We start from the raw sequence: 22,227 nt of genomic DNA, 5'->3' as shown, positions 1-22,227 counted from the left end.
ACTTGGGTGATGATACAGGAACAGCGCTTTAAATAGATGAAGTCGCCTCCGGAAAAGGACTATAGGAAATAATAGTTCCAGGGGCATATTGACGATTTAAATAGTCCTGAGGATTGCAACTGTATAGTCTTACTATGCGTGCTTGAAAGCCGCTAATAGGTTCTATCTGCATCGATATGCCGCCTTGCTCGATCTCCAGATACTTGGGCTCGTAGGTCTCGATCCCCTCAAATACCACTTCCATTGGCAGCACAGAGTAATGAATCATTGCACCAATCCTCCATTGGGAGATGCTTTCTTAGCATCAATCCGCTTATTCAGCTCTCGAATGGCATCTCCGATGCCACCGACTTGATCAATTAGACCATATTTAACGGCATCAACCCCAATAACGGTAGTTCCGATATCTCTCGTGAGCTCTCCCGTTTTGAACATTAGCTCTTTAAATTTATCTTCCGTCACATTGGAATGTTTCGTTACAAATCGAACGACACGCTCCTGCATTTTATCCAAATATTCAAACGTTTGAGGAACGCCGATAATTAACCCATTCAATCGGATCGGATGGATCGTCATTGTTGCCGTTTCCGCGATAATGGAATAATTCGCTGAGACGGCAATTGGAACCCCTATGCTATGTCCCCCGCCTAGCACGAGGGCAATAGTCGGTTTGGACAGCGTAGCCACCATCTCTGCAATGGCTAAACCTGCTTCAACGTCTCCTCCCACCGTATTGAGGATAATCATGACGCCTTCAATTTTCGGATTTTGCTCAGCTGCCACGAGCTGTGGAATTAAATGCTCATATTTTGTTGTCTTATTTTGAGGTGGGAGTACGATATGCCCTTCCACTTGTCCAATAATCGTAAGGCAGAAAATATTAGATTCGCCTGAAAGTGTATTGGTTTGGCCCAACTGTTGAATATTCTCGAGGACGGGGTTCTTTTTCCCTTCCTCTGTTTCCGGCTCTTGCTGCTTCGGTCCTGTTGATGCTGCCACTCGAATTCCCCCTTGTCGTACTGCCCTAGGCCAATTGGACGGCTATGCATGTACGGATCATAATCTCCCATAGTATGAATAAATTTGCGTTCTTTCATGCATCGAAAGTCGTTCCCTCGACATTGAAAAAAGCCCCCTCCGAATTCGGAGAGAGCTTTACTATTTGCATAGGTTCAAGTGACTGTTCGAGCCTAGACTTCCATGATAATAGGAAGGATCATTGGTCTTCTTCTGGTTTGTTCATATAAAAAACGTCCGAGAACATCTTTCACGTTTGTTTTTAAAGATGCCCATTCATTTACATTTTCGTTCATTAATTTCGTTAATGTATTTGTTACAATACGATTGGCTTCTTCCAAGAGACCCTCAGATTCACGTACATAGACGAATCCACGGGAGATAATATCCGGTCCGGATAAGATTTTGCCATCTTGTTTGCTTAGTGTAACGACGACCACCAGAATACCATCTTGAGACAGCAGCTTACGGTCGCGCAACACGATGTTGCCTACATCTCCTACACCGAGTCCATCAATCAGAATGTTGCCGCTTTGAACTTTAGAGCCTTTGCGAGCAACTCCGTGCTGAACTTCTACTGTGTCGCCGATATCGCACATAAAAATATCTTCTTTAGGAATGCCGACAGATTCGGCAAGAATGGCATGTTGACGCAGCATGCGATATTCGCCATGAATCGGAATAAAATATTTAGGCTTTATCAGATTGAGCATTAATTTCAATTCTTCTTGGCTGCCGTGACCAGATACGTGGACACCAGTTACAGAACCTGGTCCGTAAATGACATTAGCACCAATTCGGAATAGCTCATCAACGGTACGCCCTACATAACGCTCATTGCCCGGAATTGGCGTCGCTGCAATAATAACCGTATCACCCGGTAAAATATCGATTTTACGATGAGTGGAACGTGCCATTCTTGTTAACGCAGACATCGGCTCGCCTTGGCTTCCTGTTGAAAGAATAACCACACGGTCAGCAGCAAGCTTGTTCACTTCTTCAGGCTCAATAAGCATGCCGTCCGGAATGTGCAAGTACCCTAACTCGCTAGCAATCGAAACTACGTTCACCATACTGCGACCGATTACCGTTACTTTACGATTTGTTGCCGCGGCTGCATCGAACACCTGTTGTACACGGTGAATGTTCGAAGCGAATGTCGCGATAACAACTCTTTGCTTAGCTTTACGGAAAACTTCTTCAATTTCAATTCCAACACTGCGCTCAGAGCCAGTGTAGCCTGGACGTTCTGCATTCGTACTATCGGAAAGCAAGGCAAGAACGCCTTTCTTCCCGATTTCTGCCATACGGTGCAAGTCCGCATATTGATCATTCACAGGTGTTTGATCAAATTTGAAATCTCCTGTGTGAACAACTACGCCTTCTGGTGTGTCCAAAGCGACACCAACAGAATCAGGAATGCTGTGATTTGTTTTGAAGAACGAAGCCGTAAGTACACCTAAGGAAAGAACAGTTTCTGAGTTAATAACGATTCTGTTCGTAGTTCCGAGCAAATTCGCCTCTTTCAGCTTAGCTTCGATAAGCCCCATTGTTAGCTTAGTTGCATACAAAGGAACATTAAGGTGCTTAAGCACATAAGGTAAGCCGCCGATGTGATCTTCATGGCCGTGCGTGATAATAATTCCGCGTACTTTATCCCGATTCTCTGTTAAGTAGCCGATATCCGGAATGACAATGTCGATCCCCAGCATGTCCTCCTCTGGAAATTTCAATCCACTATCAATGACGATGATATCGTTCGCATACTGAACGCAATACATATTTTTTCCGATTTCGCCCACGCCGCCAAGAGCGAAGATCAAAAGTTTATCAATATTTTTTTTGGACAAGAATATACCTCCTTCTAAGATTGGACGACGAATTTTAAATGAAAAAACCGAACTAGTCACTTGCAACCATTATACATGAAAAAAAACTACAAATACAAGTTAATACCGATTACATTAGTTTCCCCAAAAAAAGAAAACCGATGCCGGAAGCACCGATTCATTAGGCGTTATCATACAAAAAGTGATTGGATGAATTGTCCTTCTTGCTCGGATACGCGAACTAGCGGAAGTCTTACTCCTCCTGTTTCCATCCCTTTCAGTGCGAGCGCATGCTTGATTGGCGCAGGACTCGGTACACGGAAAATGCCGGTAAAAAGAGGGTGAAGCTTACGATGAAGTTCAGCAGCTTGCTGAATGTTGCCTTCTAGATAATACTTTATCATAGATTGCATTTCTTTTCCAATCACATGACTGGCTACACTGATAATTCCTTGGCAACCCACGGCTAAAGCAGGCAAAGCATTGCTGTCATCCCCGCTGTAAACAAGGAATCCAGGCGCTGCTTCATTCAAAATGCGTGTCAATTGATCCGTATTCGCACAGTCTTTCGTGGCTACGATATTCGAAATATGGGAAAGACGAACCGTTGTGTCCGCATCTAGATTAACGCCTGTACGTCCTGGAACGTTATACAGGATTACCGCAGTCTGAACAGATTCAGCTACCGCTTTGAAATGCTGAAACAACCCTTCTTGCGAAGGACGGTTATAGTAAGGAGCTACGATTAATAAACCGTCTACCCCAAGTTTCTCAACCTTTTGGGAAAAGTGAATCGTATGTGAGGTATCATTACTGCCAGTGCCTGCAATAATCTTGCAGCGTCCACGTGAATAGCGAACAGATAACTCAATAAGCTTGAGTTTCTCATCATCCATTAAGGTAGGCGCTTCACCGGTTGTTCCGCAAATAACAAGGCTATCCGACTGTTGATCCTCAATTAAATAGTTAATAAGTGGTTCTACTTGATCCCAATTGACTTGTAATTGATCGTCAAACGGAGTGACCATAGCTGTGACTACTCTTCCGAAATCCACCGTTTGCACCTCCTGAATTTCCTATTTTCATTTCGATAAATTAAATTTATGATGCAAGGCTTTGACAGATTTAATCATATCTTCACCTTGAACAAGTACCCAAATCGTTGTATTCGAGTCAGCTGATTGAAGGATTCGAATGTCTTCTTCGGTCAAGGCTTCAACAATATGTGCCATGATCCCTGGGACACCGTTAATTCCCCCGCCGATAACGGAAACTTTGGCGCACCCGCTTAAAGCCCTAGGCTCGTAACCTTGATCTCTTAGGAGTTTGACTGCTCGCTCCGCCTCATGATCAAACACCGTATAGACCACCGCTGACGGATTTACATTAATAAAATCAACACTGATCTGATGCTGCGCCATCGTCTTGAACACACGAAGCTGAAGGTCAAATTGCCCTTCTACTGCCGCAACTTGAATCTGTGTAATATTCGTAAAATGGGCAATTCCTGTAACGAAACAATCTCTTACTTGGCTGCGTTCCTTCGGCATACTGTCAGAAGCTGTAACCAATGTTCCCTCTTCCTTCGAAAACGTAGAGCGCACGCGAATTGGGATATTCGCCTGCATAGCAACTTCAACAGCACGAGGATGAATGACCTTCGCACCATTGTGAGCCATATTGCAAATCTCAGCAAAGCTAACACGAACAAGCGGTTTCGCATCTTCTACAATTCTTGGATCCGCTGTCATGATACCATTCACATCGGTGAATATATCGACGATTTCGGCTTTTAATGCTGCTCCAAGCGCTGTTGCGGACGTATCACTGCCGCCCCTGCCAAGTGTGGTCAATTCATCCTGACTTGATTTCCCTTGAAATCCGGTCACAATGACAACCAAATCCTGTGCCAATAAATCGAGGATTCGGTTTGGCTGCAAAGCTAGTATCTTCGCGTTGCCATACTCGTCATTCGTATGAATGCCAGCTTGCCCACCTGTCAAAACGGTAGAACGAATACCATTTGCTTGCAGCAAGCTGCACAAATGCACTGCAGAGATTAACTCTCCGCAGCCCATCAGCATGTCGAGTTCCCGCGCCGGCAGCCCCTCTCCGTTCTTTCGAACGAGCTCAAGGAGCGTATCCGTCGCATAAGGTTCGCCTTTTCTACCCATCGCAGATACCACTACAACTAATTGATAAGGATGATTGAGTGCGTCTTGAATATGTCCGATAACGTGTTCTCTAGCTGAAGCGGTGGAAAGCGAAGTACCTCCGAATTTCTGCACAAGGATTCGCATGAGTTTCCCCCATAGTCACTGCATATTGCTAATCGCAGTAGCGCTGATTATTGTTCTATAGCAATATATTCAGCAATTTGCACAGCATTCCAAGCTGCGCCTTTCAGCAGGTTATCCGAAACGATCCACATGTTTAATGCTCTGGGATTGCTCAAATCACGACGTACACGTCCCACGAAAGTTTCTAATTTGCCTGCTGCATCTGTTGCCAGTGGATATTGCTGCTCTTCCGGATTGTCGACTAGCACAATGCCAGGAGCATTGGCCAGCAACGTTTTGACTTCTTCAATGTCAAAATCCTCTTTCAATTCCACGTAGACGGACTCAGAATGCCCGTAAACAACCGGAATGCGTACACAAGTTGCTGTAACTTCAATGGACTCATCGCCCATGATTTTTTTCGTTTCAAGAATCATTTTCATTTCTTCATTCGTAAAACCATTTTCATGGAATTTGTCGATTTGCGGAATCGCATTGAAGGCGATTTGATGTTTGACCGGCAGAGAACCTACTGGCAAAATATCTGGTTTTGCATCATTGCCTTCAAGAACTTCCTTGGACTGTCTCAGCATTTCGTCAATCGCTTTGGCGCCCGCTCCGGAAACGGCTTGGTACGTAGATACGATAACGCGGGAAATCCCATAACGATCATATAATGGCTTAAGTGTAGCAACCATTTGGATGGTGGAACAGTTCGGATTCGCAATAATTCCTTTGTGTTCATTGATTTTCTCAACATTAACTTCTGGTACAACTAATGGCGTTTCTGGATCCATACGGTATGCGCTCGTGTTATCAATACAAATCGTGCCCGCTTGAACCGCATGAGGAGCTAATGCTTTGGTAACATCCCCGCCTGCACTAAACAATGCAATATCAACACCTTGAAAACTCTCCGGTGTGGCTTCTTGAACAACCACATCTTGACCTTTAAAAGGAATCTTCACGCCTGCTGAACGGGCGGAAGAAAGCAATTTTAATTCCTTAATGGGGAAATTCCGTTCTTCTAATAGACGGATGATTTGTTCTCCTACTGCGCCTGTAGCGCCTACAACTGCAACATTAAAAAGCTTCTGGTTCGACATTATGCTGGTTTCTCCCCTTCAAGGATTATATATAAATTAGTATTGAAATCTCTCAATAATCATCGGCTGCAATTGCTTACCTTCCAGTGCAGCTTCACAGGCTTCCATAATCAAGTCCATCCGAGCTACCAACGAATTTGGTTTGGCTCCAGGGGCGTCTTGACCATAAGGAACGAAGTAAATGTTCTTGGTGATTAAAAGTTTAGCAATGTTCATCGCATTCAAACCTAGGCCGTCATTGGTAGAAATAGCTAGAACCAACGGACGCAAATTTCTCATCTGGGCCTTAGCCGCCATAAGTACAGGACTTTCAGTCATTGCATTTGCTAGTTTACTAGTCGTATTCCCTGTACAAGGCGCAATAACCATCACGTCAAGCAACTTGGATGGACCTAGTGGTTCTGCATCTACAATCGAAGAGATAATCTGATTGCCTGTAATATCCTTTAATTGCTGCTGCCAATCCGCAGAGTTGCCAAATCGAGTGTCCGTAGTCATCACCGAATTGGATACAATCGGAATCACACGTGCACCTGCATCTACAAATCTCTTAATCTGAGGCATGACTTCTTCCAGCGTACAGTGAGAACCGGTTAATGCATAACCGACCGTTTTCCCTTGCCAATTCATTCCACATCGCTCCTGTCTTTGAAGTCTTCCTCGATCAGCTGACTTAATGTGTTTGCCATGATGCGGCCAGCTGTTTTGGGGGCGACGATGCCAGGTAGACCGGGCGCGAGCATCGCTTTAATGCCTCTTTTCTCAGCGAATCGGAAGTCCGTTCCACCAGGTTTAGAAGCCAAATCGATGATGAGCGCGCGATGTGGGATATTGGTAATAACTTGCGCTGTGACTATCATAGTCGGAATTGTGTTAAAAAGCAAGTCAATATTCCCCACTTCCGGGTACAAGTCCTTTGTATAAAAAGGCTGAAAACCCATCTCCCACGCTCTCGCAAAATGCTCTGGCTTCCTTACGCCAACCTTGACGGCCGCCCCTAATCCTTGCAACGTTTTGGCCATTGTAAAGCCTGTGCGTCCAAAACCTAAAACCATGCAAACAGACCCATGAATTGTGATATCTGTGTTCTGGATCGCCATCATGAGTGCACCCTCTGCAGTCGGAATAGAATTGTAGATGGCAATATCATCCCGTTCGAATAACTCAATCACTTCAATGTCATGGGCAGCGCAGAGCTTTTTAAGAAAATTCTTGGCCATCCCTGTGTACACTTTGGCATGCTTGGGCAGCGCAGCCATGTGTTCGTCGGTCAATCTCATTTCTTCATTGGAGAACACAGATTCCACTTGTCCTGAATCATCCGTTCCCACCGCAGGTAATATAAGTACGTCCACGGTTTGCAGTAATACAGGGTCAAGTTTAGCCGTTGAAACACCGCTGAACTGCCTTCCGAGATTATCAAAACCGATTAATGTCACAGTTGCATCTAACTCGGTAAATTTCTGAATTACTTCTAGTTGCCGGGCGTCCCCGCCCATAAATGCAACCGAAATCCCAGTAAGCATTCTTGCCTACACCCCTTTCTCAGTCCGTTTCGATACGTTATAGTATGCGTTCGCCTAAAGATGGGTGCAATTCCTTTTCTGCCGTACCAGTGAAACAAAAAAGGACCGTCTTCACTGGGAAGACAGTCCATAACCTTATTATTTCTAATCAACGCCCTGTATGACCGAATCCGCCGGAACCGCGCTCTGTCTCCGTTAGTTCCGTTACTTCAACAAGATTAATTTGCGGAACTAATTGAAACACCATTTGCGCAATCCGCTCATTGCGCTGAATTGTAAATGGCTCTTGTCCATGGTTAATTAAGAGCACTTTTACTTCGCCTCGATAATCTGCATCAATCGTTCCAGGCGAGTTCAGTGAAGTAATGCCATGCTTATAAGCAAGCCCGCTTCGCGGTCGAATTTGGGCTTCGAGCTCTGGCGGCATACTAAGCGCAAATCCTGTCGGGATAAGTTCCCGCTGGCCTGGGCTCAGAATGATCGGCTCGCTAACCGCGGCATGCAGATCAAAGCCACTGGCTAGTTCGGACATTTTCTGCGGCAGCTTGATATCCTCATGACCAGCAAGGCGTTTAATTTGAACTTCAAAACTAGAGAGTGACAAGCTGATCCCTCCTGAAGCCATTAATTACATCATCCGAATTTCCAACCATGGATAAAGCAAATGGGGTAGCGAACAAGGACTTGATCAATGCGCGAATATGATCCATCTGAACACTTTCAATTCGTTGGATCATTTCATCAAGACTATAATGTTTCCCCGTCATCAACTCATTCTTGCCGAATCGGTTCATGCGGCTGCTTGTGCTCTCCAAACTAAGAATTAAGCTGCCTTTCAGCTGCTCTTTCCCCTTCTTTAATTCCGAGTCCGTCATTCCTTTAATAGCGATATCTTGTAGAAGCTCCATCGTAACTTCGAGCACTTCCAGTGTCTGCTTAGGCGCAGTTCCCGTATAAATCGTGAACATCCCGCTATCGATGTGGGAAGAGTGGTACGAATAAACCGAGTAAGCAAGACCTCGCTTCTCACGAATTTCTTGAAACAGTCTAGAGCTCATGCCTCCGCCAATGGCGTTGTTGAGAAGTACCATCGGGTACAAATTCTCTTCTTGCAGCGAAAGCCCAGGCAGCGAGAGACAAATATGATTTTGTTCCGTTTTTTTCGCATGGAAAATCAAGTCACCAAGAAAATCAGGCGCATCATAGCTAGTTTCTATCCCTGTTGTTGCAAACTCGCCAAAATGCTTCTCGATTAGTTCACGTACGCTATCATCAATATTCCCAGCAATGCTTAACACCGTATTCTCGGTATTATAATGCTGCTTCATATAGTTACGAAGATCCTCTGATTTCATTTTGGACAAGTTATCTTCAGTTCCGAGAATCGTATAGCCTAGCGGATGCGAGCCATACGAAGCCTTCGCTAATAAGTCATGTACCAAATCATCCGGCGTATCTTCATACATGGAGATTTCCTCGTAAATGACTTTCTTCTCTTTCTCCAACTCGCCTTCATCAAAGGAAGAATGGAAAAACATATCGGATAAGACATCCATCGCAAGCGGCAGATGCTCGTCGAGAACTTTGGCGTAATAACAAGTATACTCCTTGGATGTGAATGCGTTGACATTCCCACCAATTCCATCAAATATCTCAGCGATATCTTTTGCTGTATGACGATCCGTCCCCTTAAACAGCATGTGTTCAATGAAATGCGATACGCCGTTCATCTCTTGAGATTCATTACGCGAGCCTGTTTTCACCCATATTCCGAATGTAACCGATCGAAAAGTAGGGATTTGTTCCATGACGACTCTCAAGCCATTATGTAAGCGATATTTGATCACCAAGGTTCCTCCTCAAAGTGTAGCACCTAAAATCCTATTCCCCAATTATACTTACTCAGTCTAACAAAAATGTGTCTACGACTCAACTATGTGCCGAGTAGCTCACTTAGTTCGTCATTTGCCCCCCATCTGGGATTCGTTTGGAGGACATAAGCTCCGATACGGTACCCAGAGTTAAACCTTTATTCTTAATGAGTCGGATCATCCCTTGCAGCGCATCTTTGGAAGATGGTGTGGGGTGCATCAGGATTAGCATGCCTGGTTCAATACTCGTCGTTAGCCGCTGAATAATGCGATCTGCTCCGGGATTTTTCCAATCGATTGTATCAAAGGTCCACAACACCGTTTGCAATTTAAATTCAGAGGCCACTTGAATCGTCTCTTGGCTGAAATAGCCCGAAGGCGGTGCAAAAAGAGTATTTTTAACACCGAGCTGCTGTTTCAAAAGATCTTCTGTCTTGGAGATTTCTTCTACCGCTTTGCTGCGATTTATATTTCTCATATCTTTGTGCGAATAAGCATGATTAGACATTTCATGTCCCTCGCTTTGGATCATTTTGGCCATTTCAACATTTTTCTTTAACCAAGAGCCATCCAGAAAAAAAGTAGCGTGAACGTTTTCTTTACGAAGTGTCTCTAAAATACTAGGTAAATATTCATTCCCCCAAGCCACATTAATCATCAATGAGGCCATTGGCTTCTTGGGGTTTCCTTTATATACGGGAATCGGCCCCAAATCATTCAGTTGAATGCTGGGCTCTACTTCCTTCATGACATAATTAATTTTGCCAGGCGTAAGGTTATGTGCAGATAATTTAAGCGTCTCTTCGACATCCATTGCCAAGCCATTATACCCTGGTATTGCCTTCCATACAGGATCAATCCTAGCATTTATAGGGGCAATATTTCGTTTAATCGCTTCATTTTGGATGATTTCAGCAAGTTGAGAGGGGCTAAGTTTCGTTTGCTGGATTGCCCGCGTTGATTCAGCTGCAAAAACAGGCATTGTCTCTTCATTCTGCCAATCGCTCCGATTCACATAAGGCATTTGTATGTTTTTCACAGCTTGAATATATGTGCCTACATCTGGTATTGCCTGAATGGTGAGCATAACCACAGCAAAGAAACTTCCAAGTAGAAGCCATTTTTTCACGTACATGTACAGGTCCCCCCATCCTTATGTCCTGATTGTATGCAGGTAAGGACAAGAGTAGAACGAGGCGTGTCCATGCTCACTGAAAAGCAAAAAAGAGACAGATTGATCTGACTCTTTGTTCAAAGACTATGAAGAGAGACTTCACAAGTCACGCGGCTTAGGTCTGAGCCGGGACTTGCGAAGTTAGTGTCGCTTTGCGAGAAAGATTTACTCTTCCTTGCTGGTCAATTTCAGTTACTTTGACGGTAATTTGGTCGCCAATATTCACGACATCTTCCACTTTGGCAACACGCTCTGTGGAAATTTGTGAAATATGCACTAAACCTTCTTTACCTGGCAAAATTTCAACAAAAGCTCCGAATTTCTCAACACGCTTAACTGTGCCAAGGTACGTTTCACCCACAATGACTTCACGTACGATGCCTTCGATAATGGAACGCGCTTTTTCGTTCATCTCTTGATTGGATGAAGCGATGAATACACGACCGTCTTGCTCGATATCGATTTTCACGCCTGTTTCTTCGATAATTTTGTTGATAATTTTACCGCCTGCACCAATGACATCACGGATTTTGTCCGGATTAATGTTCATTGTCAAAATTTTAGGCGCATATTTCGAAAGCACTTTTTTCGGCTCAGCAATGCGAGATACCATTTTGCCTAGAATGTGTAAACGGCCTTCTTTGGCTTGCTGCAAAGACTGCTGCAGAATGCTGCGATCAATACCGTCAATTTTGATATCCATTTGCAGAGCTGTAATCCCTTCGGCTGTTCCCGCAACTTTAAAGTCCATATCGCCAAGATGATCTTCCATCCCTTGAATATCAGACAAAATGGAGAAGTGATCGCCGTCTTTGATCAGACCCATAGCAATACCGGCAACTGGTGCTTTAATCGGTACACCTGCGTCCATAAGAGCTAAAGTGCTTGCGCAGATACTTGCTTGAGATGTCGAACCATTCGATTCCAACACTTCAGATACAAGACGTATTGTATAAGGGAATTCAATTTCATTAGGGATGATAGGCTCAAGCGCTCGTTCACCTAAAGCACCATGTCCGATTTCACGACGACCTGGAGGACGAAGCGGTCTTGCTTCACCGACGGAGAATGGCGGGAAATTATAGTGATGCATGAAACGTTTGGTTTCTGTCAAATCCAATCCATCCAAGATTTGAACATCGCCAAGTGCGCCTAATGTACAAATACTAAGTGCTTGGGTTTGTCCACGTGTGAACAGACCGGAACCATGCGTACGCGGCAATAGATCAATATCACAATCGATTGCACGAATTTCCTCAGGTTTACGGCCATCAGGTCTTACTTTATCATGCGTAATTAAGCGACGAACTTCTTCTTTGACGATATCGTACAGTGTTTCTTTCACATCACCTAATAGACCTGGTGTTTCTTCATATAAGGCAGTGAAATGTTCCACAGCTTCGGCGTTAACCACATCAATTGCTTCTTGTCTTGCATGCTTCTCTGGGATTTTGATAGCTTCCACTAATCTAGCTTGTGCAAATGCGCGAACAGCACTATTTACTTCTGCATCAACCGCATGAAGCTTCACTTCCATTTTCGGTTTACCAGCTTGTGCAACTAACTCCTCGATAACCGCGACAATTTTACGGATTTCATCATGACCGAACATAATCGCTTCCAAGACAACTTCCTCAGAAACTTCATTCGCGCCTGCTTCTACCATCATAATTGCGTCTTTGGTTCCGGCAACCGTCAAGTGAATATCACTTTTCTCAGCGATCTCACCCGTTGGATTAATTACGAATTGACCATCAACTCGTCCCACAATTACGCCACCAATAGGGCCGTTGAATGGCACATCGGAGATTGCAAGTGCAGCTGATGTCCCAATCATTGCCGCGATTTCAGGCGGACACTCTTGATCCACGCTCATTACGATGGAAACGATTTGAACATCATTACGGAACCCTTCAGGAAATAATGGACGAATCGGACGATCCGTTAAACGACTCGAAAGAATGGCTTTCTCACTTGGACGTCCTTCCCGTTTAATAAATCCACCCGGAATTTTACCAACCGAATAAAGTCTTTCTTCATAATTAACCGTTAGCGGAAAGAAATCCAAATCTTTCGGTCCGCTGGATGCTGTTACTGTACTTAGTACAACCGTATCCCCGTAACGCACGGTAACAGCTGCATTGGCTTGTTTGGCCAGTCTTCCCGTTTCAAGAATGAACGGTTTGCCGCCAAGTTCCATTTGTACCCTTTTCTCCATAAAATCCTCCTAAGGAATTATTGCATTCCATATGTGTTTGACTGCATGCACAGAAAAAAAGGTCCACAAACCTAGTATCTCCATACTCCGTATGTATTCATCATGAACTCATGATGGAGTCATCCTCTATTTCTGCATACTGTCTAGTATTTCCTTCTTTTTCCGTTTTAAAAATACAAGAAAAAGCAACCTTGTTGTCACTCTCTGCTGAAGCTTTATCAAGCCCAGCAAAGGAGCAACAGGTTGCTTCTCATTGTCGGTTTTATCGACGCAAACCAAGCTTCTCGATCAAAGCACTGTAACGGCTCACATCTTTGTTCTTCACGTATGCCAGCAATTTACGGCGTTGTCCTACCATTTTGAGCAAACCACGACGGGAGTGATGATCTTTCTTGTGTGTCCGCAAGTGGTTAGTCAGGTTAACAATGTTCTCAGTAAGAATTGCTACTTGTACCTCTGGTGACCCAGTGTCAGTATCATGTACTTTGTGAGTTTGAATCAGTTGTGTTTTGCGTTCTTGAGTTAATGCCATGATTGTTCATCTCCTAAATTCTATTGTATCCCCGCTAGCCTAGAAATCGCCGATGATAGCGTCAATCCAAGCTAAGGTTCATGCCACAAAGAACTGTTCCTCTGGGCAACGTTAATCAGTATATCACAAACGTCTAGTAGAAGCAAATGCCTGTTCGACTAGAACGTTATAATTTCATCTTGGCTGCTTCCGCATCCAGTTTGATTTGGGTGATCAACTCGTCGATCGATGAGAATTTACGCTCGGGACGAAGGAATGCAATAAGTTCGACATTCATATGCTCGCCATAAATTTGCTCGGAAAATTCGAATAAATGGGCTTCAAACGATGGTTTTAACTCTCCGGTTGTGAATGTTGGCTTAACGCCAATATTCATAACACCGTTATACGTTTGCCCGTTAACTGAAGCTTTAATCGCATAAACGCCGTTCGTGGGGATGACATAAGATTCATCCAATTGCAGGTTAGCTGTTGGAAACCCGATCGTTCTTCCCCGCTTCTCTCCATCCACAACAATACCGCTTATACTATAGGGACGCCCAAGTAGTCTCGTAACTGTGTCAATATCCCCTTGGTGCAATGATTCACGAATGAGTGTGCTGCTAACTTTTTCGCCATCCATATGAAAGGGTCTCACCACTTCTACTGAAAATTTCCCGTGACTCAACTCACAAAGTGAATCAGGGGTTCCTTTGCCTTGATAACCAAAAGTAAAATCAAAACCACATATGACACTGTTCACTCCGAGCAAGTGCAAGACTTGATCCACAAACTGCTCTGGTGTTAACCTCATTAAAGAAGCATCAAACGTGACAATGTACGTATGACTAACACCTAAGGACGCGAACATTTCCATTTTCTTTCTCATCGGTGTGAGCAGTTCAAAGTATTTATCTTTGCCCATTACCGCTCTCGGATGAGGGGAAAAGGTCATAATGGCCGTTGGCAGCCCAAGCTTCTTCCCTGTTCGCAAAGCTCGTCCAATGACTTCCTGATGTCCCAAATGAACGCCATCAAAATCACCGATTGCCACAACTTGCTCGCCAACAAAAAGGGGCGAACCATCCAAATCAATGGGATATGAGATTGGAATTACTTGCATATGTTTTCATTCACCTACCCATTTCAACCTGTCCCTAGACATTTGTATTAAAGGAAAACTTTGACTGGGACCAGGGCTTGGCTAGCACTTTTCCATTCAAATAGACCCAGAAAACGTTGATCCGGCGAATACGCGCGGACGATGCTTTGAGAATGCTCAACTTCCCCGCGAATCACCGGACTAACGGTCATCACAATCTTCTTTCCTTGCAGGGCATTCGCAGCTTCTTGAGCTGTTAGTACAACCGAAGGAATATGCGCAATCGCTTCATCCATTGGAATCATCTGCGCTTGCAGGTCATTTTGCGCTTTCAGTTGAGCAATTTGTTCAAATGTCAAACATTTCTCTTGACGAATGCTGCCCGTTGAAGTTCGTATCAAACTCTGCATAACCGCCGGATAACCCAACGCCTTTCCGATATCTACGCATAAGGTTCTTATGTAAGTTCCTTTGGAGCATAGAGCGCGGAAATGGATTTCCGGATGCTTCTGCTGTAAATCAATGTGCAGGATATCCAAGCGATAGATCGTCACTTTACGTGATTTTCGTTCTACTTCTTTGCCTTCTCGGGCTAATTCGTAGAGACGTTTACCATCTATCTTAACAGCTGAGTACATCGGAGGAATTTGCTCGATTTCGCCGACGAAAGATTCAAGAACCGAACGAATGTTCGCATCTTCTAGACGAACCTCGGAAACTTCCTCCGTGATCGTCCCCGTCATATCTTCCGTATCTGTTGCCAGACCAATTCGAAGGACAGCCTCATATTCCTTGGGAAGATCCTGAATATATTCAACCATCCGAGTTGCTCTGCCAATGCATAAAGGCAAAACCCCAGTTACTTGAGGATCCAATGTTCCCGTATGGCCAATCCGCTTGATACCTAATATTCCTCTAACTTTGGCAACAACATCGTGAGATGTGAAGCCAGCAGGTTTCCATACAGGTAGAACGCCTTCTAACGTCATATCAGCTTACTCCCTACTTCCTGGACCATTTTGGCAACGGCCTCATCCAATGTCCCATGGATTGTGCAGCCTGATGCGCGAACATGACCGCCTCCACCAAGTGATTGCGCAATGGCCGCAACATCAACAAGTCCGGAAGAGCGAAGGCTGACCTTAATGACGCCGATTGACTTCTCTTTAAGCAGCATCCCCACTTCGACACCTTCTACATTGCGCGGATAGTTAACTAACCCATCCAAATCATCACTAGAGGCTCCTGTTTGCTCCAAATCCGCCAAAGAGACAGCAAGCCAAGAAAGTTTGCGATCATTGGCAAATGAAAGCGTTGATAGCGCTTTTTGTAGAAGAACGATTTGTGAGTAGGTGACTCTTTCCAGCACTTGTTCAGCAATCTCGGCACCTCGCACACCAAGGGCTAACAGCGTTGCTCCCATCTGCATAACTTCAGGAGACGTATTGGAATAACGGAAACCGCCTGTGTCCGTAAGCAAGCCCGTATAGATGCAATCACCAAAGGTCAAATCAGGCTGCAATCCCATATACATCGCTAAATCATACAAAATTTGAACGGTCGCCGCTGCATCATGCTTGATCAAATGACATGAACCAAAGTTATCGTTCGTCGGATGATGATCAATATTGAGCAACTGCACTTGGTCGTCAAAAAGAGTGCTGATCCTACCCATTCTGGAGAAATCAGCACAATCTACACTTATTATGGTTTGAAAATTTCTACTCGGTATTGCTTGGCTGTAATCAAGAACCTGATCACTGCCCCATAGATAGGAAAATTTAGAGGGCATTGCGCCCTCATTGATCATGGAGAAGGCTTTGCCTCGTTGAGTCAAAATCCAGCCCATGGCATACGTAGAACTGGCGGCATCTCCATCTGGCTGGATGTGAGATACCACCAGGAAATCATCATGCTGCTCGATAAACGCAGCGGCTGCTGCCAGCTGCTGGCTGTATTCGGGTGCATGGTTCATTCCGCTGCTCATACGTTTGGATTCCCTTCATGGTTCAGCTTGTGCAATAGGTTGTCGATATGACTTCCATAGTCGATCGAAGCATCGAACTTGAATTGCAATTCCGGGATCTTGCGCAAACGAATTCGTTTGCCTAGTTCGGAACGAATATATCCCGTACCCACGGAAAGTGCCTTCAATGTCGCTTCTTTCTGTTCTTCTGTGCCCATCACACTTAGAAACACTTTTGCTAATGATAAATCATTCGTTACATCTACCGCGGTCACGGTAATGAAACCAATACGCGGATCTTTCAATTCGGACTGTACGATTTGGCTTAATTCTTTCTTAATTTGCTCGCCAACTCGACCTACACGAACTCTAGCCATTTGTCATCACCTCTCAACGGACTCCATGATGAAGGCTTCAATAATGTCGCCCTCTTTAATATCATGATAACGCTCCAGAGATATACCACACTCGTACCCTTGTGCCACTTCTTTTTGATCATCCTTGAATCGTTTCAAGGAGTCAATTTTACCTTCGTGAACAACAATGCCGCTGCGGATCAAGCGTGTTTGCGCGTTACGAGCAATTTTGCCTGATATGATCATACAACCAGCAATTGTGCCTGAACCCGTAATTTTGAATACGTTACGAACTTCAGCTTGACCAAGTACAACTTCTTTAAAGATTGGATCCAGCATACCTTTCATGGCTTGCTCGATTTCTTCAATTACGTTGTAGATGATGTTATGCAGACGAATGTCAACTTTTTCTTGATCAGCTGTTGCTTTCGCAGCAACTTCAGGACGAACGTTGAATCCGATAATAATCGCATTGGACGCAGAAGCCAGAATAATATCTGATTCCGTAATCGCTCCAACACCGTGGTGAAGGATTTTCACGCGAACGCCTTCGACTTCAATTTTCTCAAGGGAGCTTTTCAGTGCTTCAACCGAACCTTGAACGTCACCTTTGATAATCACATTCAGATCTTTGATTTCGCCATCTTTAATGTGTTTGAAGAGGTCATCCAACGTTACACGGGAGTTAGCCGTCATCTCCGATTGACGAAGTGCAACTGCACGACGTTCAGCGATGTCTCTTGCTTTGCGCTCATCTTCATAAGCAAGGAATGGATCTCCTGCTTGAGGAACTTCCGTAAGACCTGTAATTTCAACAGGTGTTGACGGGCCTGCTTCCTTCAAACGCTTGCCTTTATCGTTCACCATCGCTCTTACGCGGCCAAAGCACACGCCTACAACGAAGCTGTCTCCAACTTTGAGAGTTCCGTGCTGAATAAGAATACGGGCAACAGGGCCTCTACCTTTATCCAACTCAGCCTCAATGACGGTTGCTCTTGCCCGTTTGTTCGGGTTAGCTTTGTACTCCTGAACTTCTGCAACCAGCAAGATCATCTCTAAGAGATTCTCAAGACCGATCCGTTGTTTTGCGGAAATTTCGCAGAAGATCGTATCGCCGCCCCACTCCTCCGGAACCAATTCATAAGCGGTAAGAGCTTGCTTAATTTGATCAGGATTTGCGCCTTCTTTATCAATCTTGTTCACAGCAACGATGATAGGTACACCAGCTGCTTTGGCATGGTTGATCGCTTCAACCGTTTGTGGCATAACGCCGTCATCTGCCGCAACAACGATGATCGTAATATCCGTTACCTGCGCACCGCGGGCACGCATTGTTGTAAACGCTTCGTGACCAGGCGTATCTAGGAACGTAATTTTCTTATGGTTAACTTCAACTTGGTATGCACCGATATGCTGCGTAATACCGCCGGCTTCGCCTTCCGTTACGCTAGTTTTACGAATGGCATCAAGCAATGTCGTTTTACCGTGATCGACGTGTCCCATAATCGTAACGACAGGAGGACGTTCAAGCAAATCTGCTTCATCATCGATTTCTTCAAAAGTCTCGAAGTTGTCTTCTTCAACTTTAATTTTAATTTCAACTTCAACACCGAACTCCGATGCGATCAATTGAATAGCTTCCAAATCCAACTCTTGATTGATCGTTGCCATTGTTCCCAAGAATAACAGCTTCTTAATCACTTCAGAGGCATCTTTGTGAAGCAATTTCGCTGTTTCTCCAACGGTCATGCTGCCACGAACGATGATTTTCTTAGGTGTGTTGTCGATTTTTTCTTTCTTAACCGTATCTTGCTGGTAACGGCCTCTGTTGTTGCCGCGTTGGTTCCCTCTGTTTTGTCCACCAGGTCCACGATTTCCGCCTGAACGATTATCATCAAAACGTTTAGGTGTTGGTTTGGACTTCTTCGTTGTAATAACGCCAGCTTTCGCTGCTGCATCATCCAACTCCGCTGCCGTTGCGCCAACATGGAATTGTGGTTTAGCTTCTTGAACAACAGGTCTTCCGCTTTGGTTGTTGTTGCGGTTGTCAAACGGTTTGGATTGACGATTAGGACCTGCGCTGCGGTTCGGTCCTGCATTTTGTGGACGGCTGCTGTTCGCGCTTTGTCCACCACCTGCACCCGGACCACCAGTGCCTTGGCTTGGACGTGATCCCGCATAATTGCTGTTGCTGCGTGGAGCTCCGCCTTGACCTTGGCCTCCTTGACTGTATCCTTGACCGCCACTTGGACGTTGGCTGTTGTAGCCGCCAGTAGAACCAGCAGGACGCTGTCCACCAGTGTTGGAACCTTGATAGCCTGTGCGTTGTCCTTGACCTTGGCTAGTGCCTTGACCACTTGGACGCTGTCCACCTGGATTAGAACCTTGATACCCTGTGCGTTGTCCGCCTTGGCTAGAGCCTTGGCCGCTTGGACGTTGTCCGCCTGGGTTAGAACCTTGATACCCTGTGCGTTGTCCGCCTTGACTGCTTGGGCGTTGTCCGCCTTGTGAAGAACCTTGACCGCTTGGACGTTGGTCACGTTGCGGTTGGGAAGGACGACTCGTCGTGTTGGAAGACGTAGACTGTCCTTGCTGGGAAGTTGGTGTCACTGCACCATTGGCTGGTGTGCTGCTTGCTTGTTCTGAAACAGCTGGCTTTGAAGCCGGAGCTGCTGCACCTTTATTCTCTTGTGCTGGAGCCTGCGATGCAGGATTCTGATTCGTCGTAGATGAACTCACATTTCCTCCGTCCGTAGCTGCTCGTTTGGCAGCCGCATTGGCTTTAATATCACGAAAAAACTTTTCTACACTGCTTACTGCATCATTTTCCATTACACTCATATGGTTGTTAACGGGAATGTTTAACCGTTTGAGAATTGTAATAATCTCTTTGCTACTCATATTGAGCGTCTTCGCGTATTCATATACGCGGGTTTTGTCTTTATTGTCTTGTTTATTGGTCAATATGTTCCACCTCCGCAGGATTATCTTGACTCTTCTGCAGCATCTGCGCGAAGCCTCCGTCCAATACACCTATGGTGACACGCATTTCTTTCCCTATGCTGCGGCCCAATTCATACTTCGTACCAATTTCCAAGAGTTTGACTCCATAAAATTGGCATTTATCTTGAAATTTCTTACGTGTATTAGCCGAGGCATCTTCCGCCATAATGACAAGTTTGGCTTCTCCCCCGCGAATCGCTTTAAAAACACCTTCATCGCCGGTTACAAGCTTCCCTGCCCGCATCGCCAAGCCCAATTGAGACAGAAATTTAGGATTCATCTTGAGGTTCATCCTCCTTAGAAGAGAGGAATTCATCTTCAACACGAATGAAATCTTGCTCCAATTGATCATAAATATCAGCGGCTACGGCATGCTTGAGTGCTCTATCCAGGGCTTTGCTTTTTTTGGCCAATTTAAAACAAGAAACTTTACCGCACAGGTAGGCACCGCGCCCAGACTTTTTTCCTTTGAGATCAATGAGAATGTCATCTTCAGGCGTTTTGACGACGCGGATCAAGTCCCTCTTAGGCATCATTTCCTGGCAGGCCACGCATTTTCTCAGAGGGATTTTTCTCTGCTTCATTCCGATCACCCCTTGCTTCAAACCAAAACCTAGTCGATACTGACGGAGTCTTGGTGCATTTCTTCTGCATAAGTTTTCACTCTGCCAAACTCTTGTTCTGCCTGTGTTTCACTCTTTATGTCAATTTTCCATCCGGTCAATTTGGCAGCTAAACGGGCATTTTGCCCTTTAATCCCAATGGCCAAAGAAAGTTGATAATCAGGAACAATGACACGTGCCATCTTTTCATTTTCATGAATTTGCACTTCAAGAACCTTGGAAGGACTAAGCGCATTAGCGACATACTCTTCCACGCTTTCCATCCATCTTACGATGTCGATTTTCTCGCCGCGCAGTTCGCCAACAATCGTTTGAACGCGAAGTCCTTTGGGACCAACGCAAGATCCGACTGGATCAACTTCATTATTGCGGGAGTGAACAGCGATCTTGGAACGGAAGCCAGCTTCACGAGCCACCGAACGAATCTCCACAACGCCATCAAAGATTTCTGGAACTTCCAGCTCAAAAAGACGCTTTAACAATCCAGGATGTGTTCGTGACAAGATGATTTGAGGACCTTTGGTCGTATTCTCTACTTTCGTGATATACGCTTTGATCCGGTCGCCTTGCTTGAACTTATCTGTCGGCATGAGCTCCGTGAGCGGCAATACAGCCTCTACTTTGCCCAAATCCACGTAGATATTACGTTGATCCTGACGCTGAAGGATACCCGTAACGATATCTTCCTCTTTATCGATAAATGCGTTATAAATCAAGCCACGTTCCGCTTCGCGAATACGCTGAGTAACCACTTGTTTAGCGGTTTGTGCAGCAATTCGACCAAAATCGCGAGGTGTCACTTCAATTTCAACAATATCATCCAATTGATAGTTCGGATTAATTTCACGTGATGCATGTACTGAAATTTCCAATCTTGGATCTAGTACTTCCTCAGTTACCGTTTTACGGGCATATACTTTAATGAGGCCTGTATGGCGATTGATATCGACGCGCACATTTTGTGCGGTGTTGAAATTACGTTTATAACTGGAAATCATCGCTGCTTCAATTGCATCGATAAGTAACTCCTTCGAGATACCCTTCTCACGTTCAATTTCCGACAGCGCTTCGATAAAATCCGTGTTCATTTGAACTGAGTCCCCCCTTTCAATAAGTAACGTAACGATTACTAAAAAACGATAGCAAGACGAGCACTTGCTACTTTAGCAAACGGAATGATGATTTTCTTTTTACCGATTTCAACAACGAGTTCTTCTTCGTCAAATGAAAGCAGTAAACCTTCAAATTCCTTGGAACCATCAATTGGTTCATAAGTGGTAACAAATACGTGACTGTTCACTGCCTTGTGATAATCTTGAGTTTTCTTGAGCGGACGTTCCGCTCCAGGTGAAGAAACTTCCAAGAAGTAGGCATCAGCGATTGGATCTTTCTCATCCAGTTGAACACTTAAGTACTCACTGATACGGCCGCAATCATCTATATCAATTCCGCCTTCCTTGTCTGCATAGACACGAAGGAACCAATTGCTGCCCTCTTTGACATATTCAATATCCACGAGTTCAAATCCATTTTGTTCAAAGAAATCTTTCAGCATGTCCTCAATGACGGATTTGATTTGTGCTTGTGTAACCACGAATACATGTACCTCCTAAATTGACTTTCCTTTGTCGTAAACCGAAAAGTCC

22 protein-coding genes are annotated in these 22,227 nt (G+C 44.8%); all 22 read right to left on the bottom strand.

The window, feature by feature from the left end; all coding sequences use genetic code 11:
• Window positions 1–28: 28 nt before the first annotated feature.
• The 22 genes from IEY34_RS16250 to rimP all read right to left on the bottom strand — a co-directional run bounded on the left by IEY34_RS16250 (window position 29) and on the right by rimP (window position 22,175).
• The gene (locus IEY34_RS16250) at window positions 29–268 is read right to left on the bottom strand and encodes a YlzJ-like family protein (protein WP_189012981.1); all 240 of its coding nucleotides are present in this window, start codon (window positions 266–268) and stop codon (window positions 29–31) included.
• Window positions 265–999, bottom strand: a complete 735-nt coding sequence (locus IEY34_RS16245) for a ClpP family protease (protein ID WP_189012979.1) — start codon at window positions 997–999, stop codon at window positions 265–267. The genes IEY34_RS16250 and IEY34_RS16245 overlap by 4 nt, the downstream gene beginning before the upstream one ends.
• A 191-nt stretch (window positions 1,000–1,190) precedes the next feature.
• Window positions 1,191–2,867: a ribonuclease J gene (locus IEY34_RS16240; protein WP_189012977.1), complete on the bottom strand. Its 1,677-nt coding sequence runs from the start codon at window positions 2,865–2,867 to the stop codon at window positions 1,191–1,193.
• 170 nt (window positions 2,868–3,037) lie between these two features.
• Complete coding sequence (dapA, locus tag IEY34_RS16235) at window positions 3,038–3,901, bottom strand: 4-hydroxy-tetrahydrodipicolinate synthase (protein WP_189012975.1); 864 nt, start codon at window positions 3,899–3,901, stop codon at window positions 3,038–3,040.
• Window positions 3,902–3,928: 27 nt separating this feature from the next.
• On the bottom strand, window positions 3,929–5,146 hold the full coding sequence (gene dapG, locus IEY34_RS16230; protein WP_189012973.1) for an aspartate kinase: 1,218 nt from the start codon (window positions 5,144–5,146) through the stop codon (window positions 3,929–3,931).
• Between the two features lie 47 nt (window positions 5,147–5,193).
• On the bottom strand, window positions 5,194–6,231 hold the full coding sequence (locus IEY34_RS16225) for an aspartate-semialdehyde dehydrogenase (protein WP_189012971.1): 1,038 nt from the start codon (window positions 6,229–6,231) through the stop codon (window positions 5,194–5,196).
• Between the two features lie 36 nt (window positions 6,232–6,267).
• Window positions 6,268–6,861 (bottom strand): dipicolinate synthase subunit B, encoded by a 594-nt coding sequence (locus IEY34_RS16220; RefSeq protein ID WP_189012962.1) that lies wholly within the window; start codon window positions 6,859–6,861, stop codon window positions 6,268–6,270.
• On the bottom strand, window positions 6,858–7,757 hold the full coding sequence (dpsA, locus tag IEY34_RS16215) for a dipicolinate synthase subunit DpsA (RefSeq protein WP_189012961.1): 900 nt from the start codon (window positions 7,755–7,757) through the stop codon (window positions 6,858–6,860). The genes IEY34_RS16220 and dpsA overlap by 4 nt, the downstream gene beginning before the upstream one ends.
• Before the next feature lie 148 nt (window positions 7,758–7,905).
• Complete coding sequence (dut, locus tag IEY34_RS16210; RefSeq protein ID WP_268240136.1) at window positions 7,906–8,361, bottom strand: dUTP diphosphatase; 456 nt, start codon at window positions 8,359–8,361, stop codon at window positions 7,906–7,908.
• On the bottom strand, window positions 8,348–9,604 hold the full coding sequence (locus IEY34_RS16205) for a M16 family metallopeptidase (RefSeq protein WP_189012959.1): 1,257 nt from the start codon (window positions 9,602–9,604) through the stop codon (window positions 8,348–8,350). Before IEY34_RS16205 ends, dut begins: the two co-directional genes overlap by 14 nt.
• 106 nt (window positions 9,605–9,710) lie before the next feature.
• Complete coding sequence (locus IEY34_RS16200; protein WP_229757678.1) at window positions 9,711–10,763, bottom strand: polysaccharide deacetylase family protein; 1,053 nt, start codon at window positions 10,761–10,763, stop codon at window positions 9,711–9,713.
• A gap of 154 nt (window positions 10,764–10,917) precedes the next feature.
• Entirely contained in the window at window positions 10,918–13,020 is a 2,103-nt protein-coding gene (pnp, locus tag IEY34_RS16195) for a polyribonucleotide nucleotidyltransferase (protein WP_189012958.1), read from the bottom strand.
• Between the two features lie 262 nt (window positions 13,021–13,282).
• Window positions 13,283–13,552 carry a 30S ribosomal protein S15 gene (gene rpsO, locus IEY34_RS16190; protein WP_029195252.1) on the bottom strand — a complete coding sequence of 90 codons (270 nt, stop codon included), beginning with the start codon at window positions 13,550–13,552 and terminating at the stop codon, window positions 13,283–13,285.
• 166 nt (window positions 13,553–13,718) lie between these two features.
• Window positions 13,719–14,654: a bifunctional riboflavin kinase/FAD synthetase gene (locus tag IEY34_RS16185; RefSeq protein WP_189012957.1), complete on the bottom strand. Its 936-nt coding sequence runs from the start codon at window positions 14,652–14,654 to the stop codon at window positions 13,719–13,721.
• A gap of 47 nt (window positions 14,655–14,701) precedes the next feature.
• Window positions 14,702–15,622, bottom strand: coding sequence for a tRNA pseudouridine(55) synthase TruB (gene truB, locus IEY34_RS16180; protein WP_189012956.1), 921 nt, complete (start codon window positions 15,620–15,622; stop codon window positions 14,702–14,704).
• Window positions 15,619–16,620, bottom strand: a complete 1,002-nt coding sequence (locus IEY34_RS16175) for a DHH family phosphoesterase (protein WP_229757677.1) — start codon at window positions 16,618–16,620, stop codon at window positions 15,619–15,621. The genes truB and IEY34_RS16175 overlap by 4 nt, the downstream gene beginning before the upstream one ends.
• Entirely contained in the window at window positions 16,617–16,976 is a 360-nt protein-coding gene (rbfA, locus tag IEY34_RS16170; protein WP_189012955.1) for a 30S ribosome-binding factor RbfA, read from the bottom strand. Before rbfA ends, IEY34_RS16175 begins: the two co-directional genes overlap by 4 nt.
• A gap of 6 nt (window positions 16,977–16,982) precedes the next feature.
• On the bottom strand, window positions 16,983–19,919 hold the full coding sequence (gene infB / locus IEY34_RS16165; protein WP_189012953.1) for a translation initiation factor IF-2: 2,937 nt from the start codon (window positions 19,917–19,919) through the stop codon (window positions 16,983–16,985).
• Window positions 19,909–20,238 (bottom strand): L7Ae/L30e/S12e/Gadd45 family ribosomal protein, encoded by a 330-nt coding sequence (locus tag IEY34_RS16160; RefSeq protein WP_229757676.1) that lies wholly within the window; start codon window positions 20,236–20,238, stop codon window positions 19,909–19,911. The genes infB and IEY34_RS16160 overlap by 11 nt, the downstream gene beginning before the upstream one ends.
• Window positions 20,228–20,542 (bottom strand): RNase P modulator RnpM, encoded by a 315-nt coding sequence (gene rnpM / locus IEY34_RS16155; protein ID WP_189012951.1) that lies wholly within the window; start codon window positions 20,540–20,542, stop codon window positions 20,228–20,230. The genes IEY34_RS16160 and rnpM overlap by 11 nt, the downstream gene beginning before the upstream one ends.
• Before the next feature lie 29 nt (window positions 20,543–20,571).
• On the bottom strand, window positions 20,572–21,669 hold the full coding sequence (gene nusA / locus IEY34_RS16150; protein ID WP_189012949.1) for a transcription termination factor NusA: 1,098 nt from the start codon (window positions 21,667–21,669) through the stop codon (window positions 20,572–20,574).
• Between the two features lie 41 nt (window positions 21,670–21,710).
• Complete coding sequence (gene rimP, locus IEY34_RS16145) at window positions 21,711–22,175, bottom strand: ribosome maturation factor RimP (RefSeq protein WP_268240135.1); 465 nt, start codon at window positions 22,173–22,175, stop codon at window positions 21,711–21,713.
• Window positions 22,176–22,227 lie beyond the last annotated feature (52 nt).

Source organism: Paenibacillus marchantiophytorum, assembly GCF_014640555.1.
GTDB lineage: Bacteria > Bacillota > Bacilli > Paenibacillales > NBRC-103111 > Paenibacillus_E > Paenibacillus_E marchantiophytorum.
Note: the sequence above shows the minus strand (reverse complement) of the source record. Positions and strands in the feature narration are given on the sequence as shown.

Coding starts and splice junctions, on each gene's coding strand:
- IEY34_RS16250 (WP_189012981.1), bottom strand. CDS start 268: ATGATTCATTACTCTGTGCTGCCAATGGAAGTGGTATTTGAGGGGATC.
- dapG (WP_189012973.1), bottom strand. CDS start 5,146: ATGCGAATCCTTGTGCAGAAATTCGGAGGTACTTCGCTTTCCACCGCT.
- IEY34_RS16225 (WP_189012971.1), bottom strand. CDS start 6,231: ATGTCGAACCAGAAGCTTTTTAATGTTGCAGTTGTAGGCGCTACAGGC.
- IEY34_RS16220 (WP_189012962.1), bottom strand. CDS start 6,861: ATGAATTGGCAAGGGAAAACGGTCGGTTATGCATTAACCGGTTCTCAC.
- dpsA (WP_189012961.1), bottom strand. CDS start 7,757: ATGCTTACTGGGATTTCGGTTGCATTTATGGGCGGGGACGCCCGGCAA.
- IEY34_RS16200 (WP_229757678.1), bottom strand. CDS start 10,763: ATGTACGTGAAAAAATGGCTTCTACTTGGAAGTTTCTTTGCTGTGGTT.
- pnp (WP_189012958.1), bottom strand. CDS start 13,020: ATGGAGAAAAGGGTACAAATGGAACTTGGCGGCAAACCGTTCATTCTT.
- rpsO (WP_029195252.1), bottom strand. CDS start 13,552: ATGGCATTAACTCAAGAACGCAAAACACAACTGATTCAAACTCACAAA.
- IEY34_RS16185 (WP_189012957.1), bottom strand. CDS start 14,654: ATGCAAGTAATTCCAATCTCATATCCCATTGATTTGGATGGTTCGCCC.
- truB (WP_189012956.1), bottom strand. CDS start 15,622: ATGACGTTAGAAGGCGTTCTACCTGTATGGAAACCTGCTGGCTTCACA.
- IEY34_RS16175 (WP_229757677.1), bottom strand. CDS start 16,620: ATGAGCAGCGGAATGAACCATGCACCCGAATACAGCCAGCAGCTGGCA.
- rbfA (WP_189012955.1), bottom strand. CDS start 16,976: ATGGCTAGAGTTCGTGTAGGTCGAGTTGGCGAGCAAATTAAGAAAGAA.
- IEY34_RS16160 (WP_229757676.1), bottom strand. CDS start 20,238: ATGAATCCTAAATTTCTGTCTCAATTGGGCTTGGCGATGCGGGCAGGG.
- rnpM (WP_189012951.1), bottom strand. CDS start 20,542: ATGAAGCAGAGAAAAATCCCTCTGAGAAAATGCGTGGCCTGCCAGGAA.
- nusA (WP_189012949.1), bottom strand. CDS start 21,669: ATGAACACGGATTTTATCGAAGCGCTGTCGGAAATTGAACGTGAGAAG.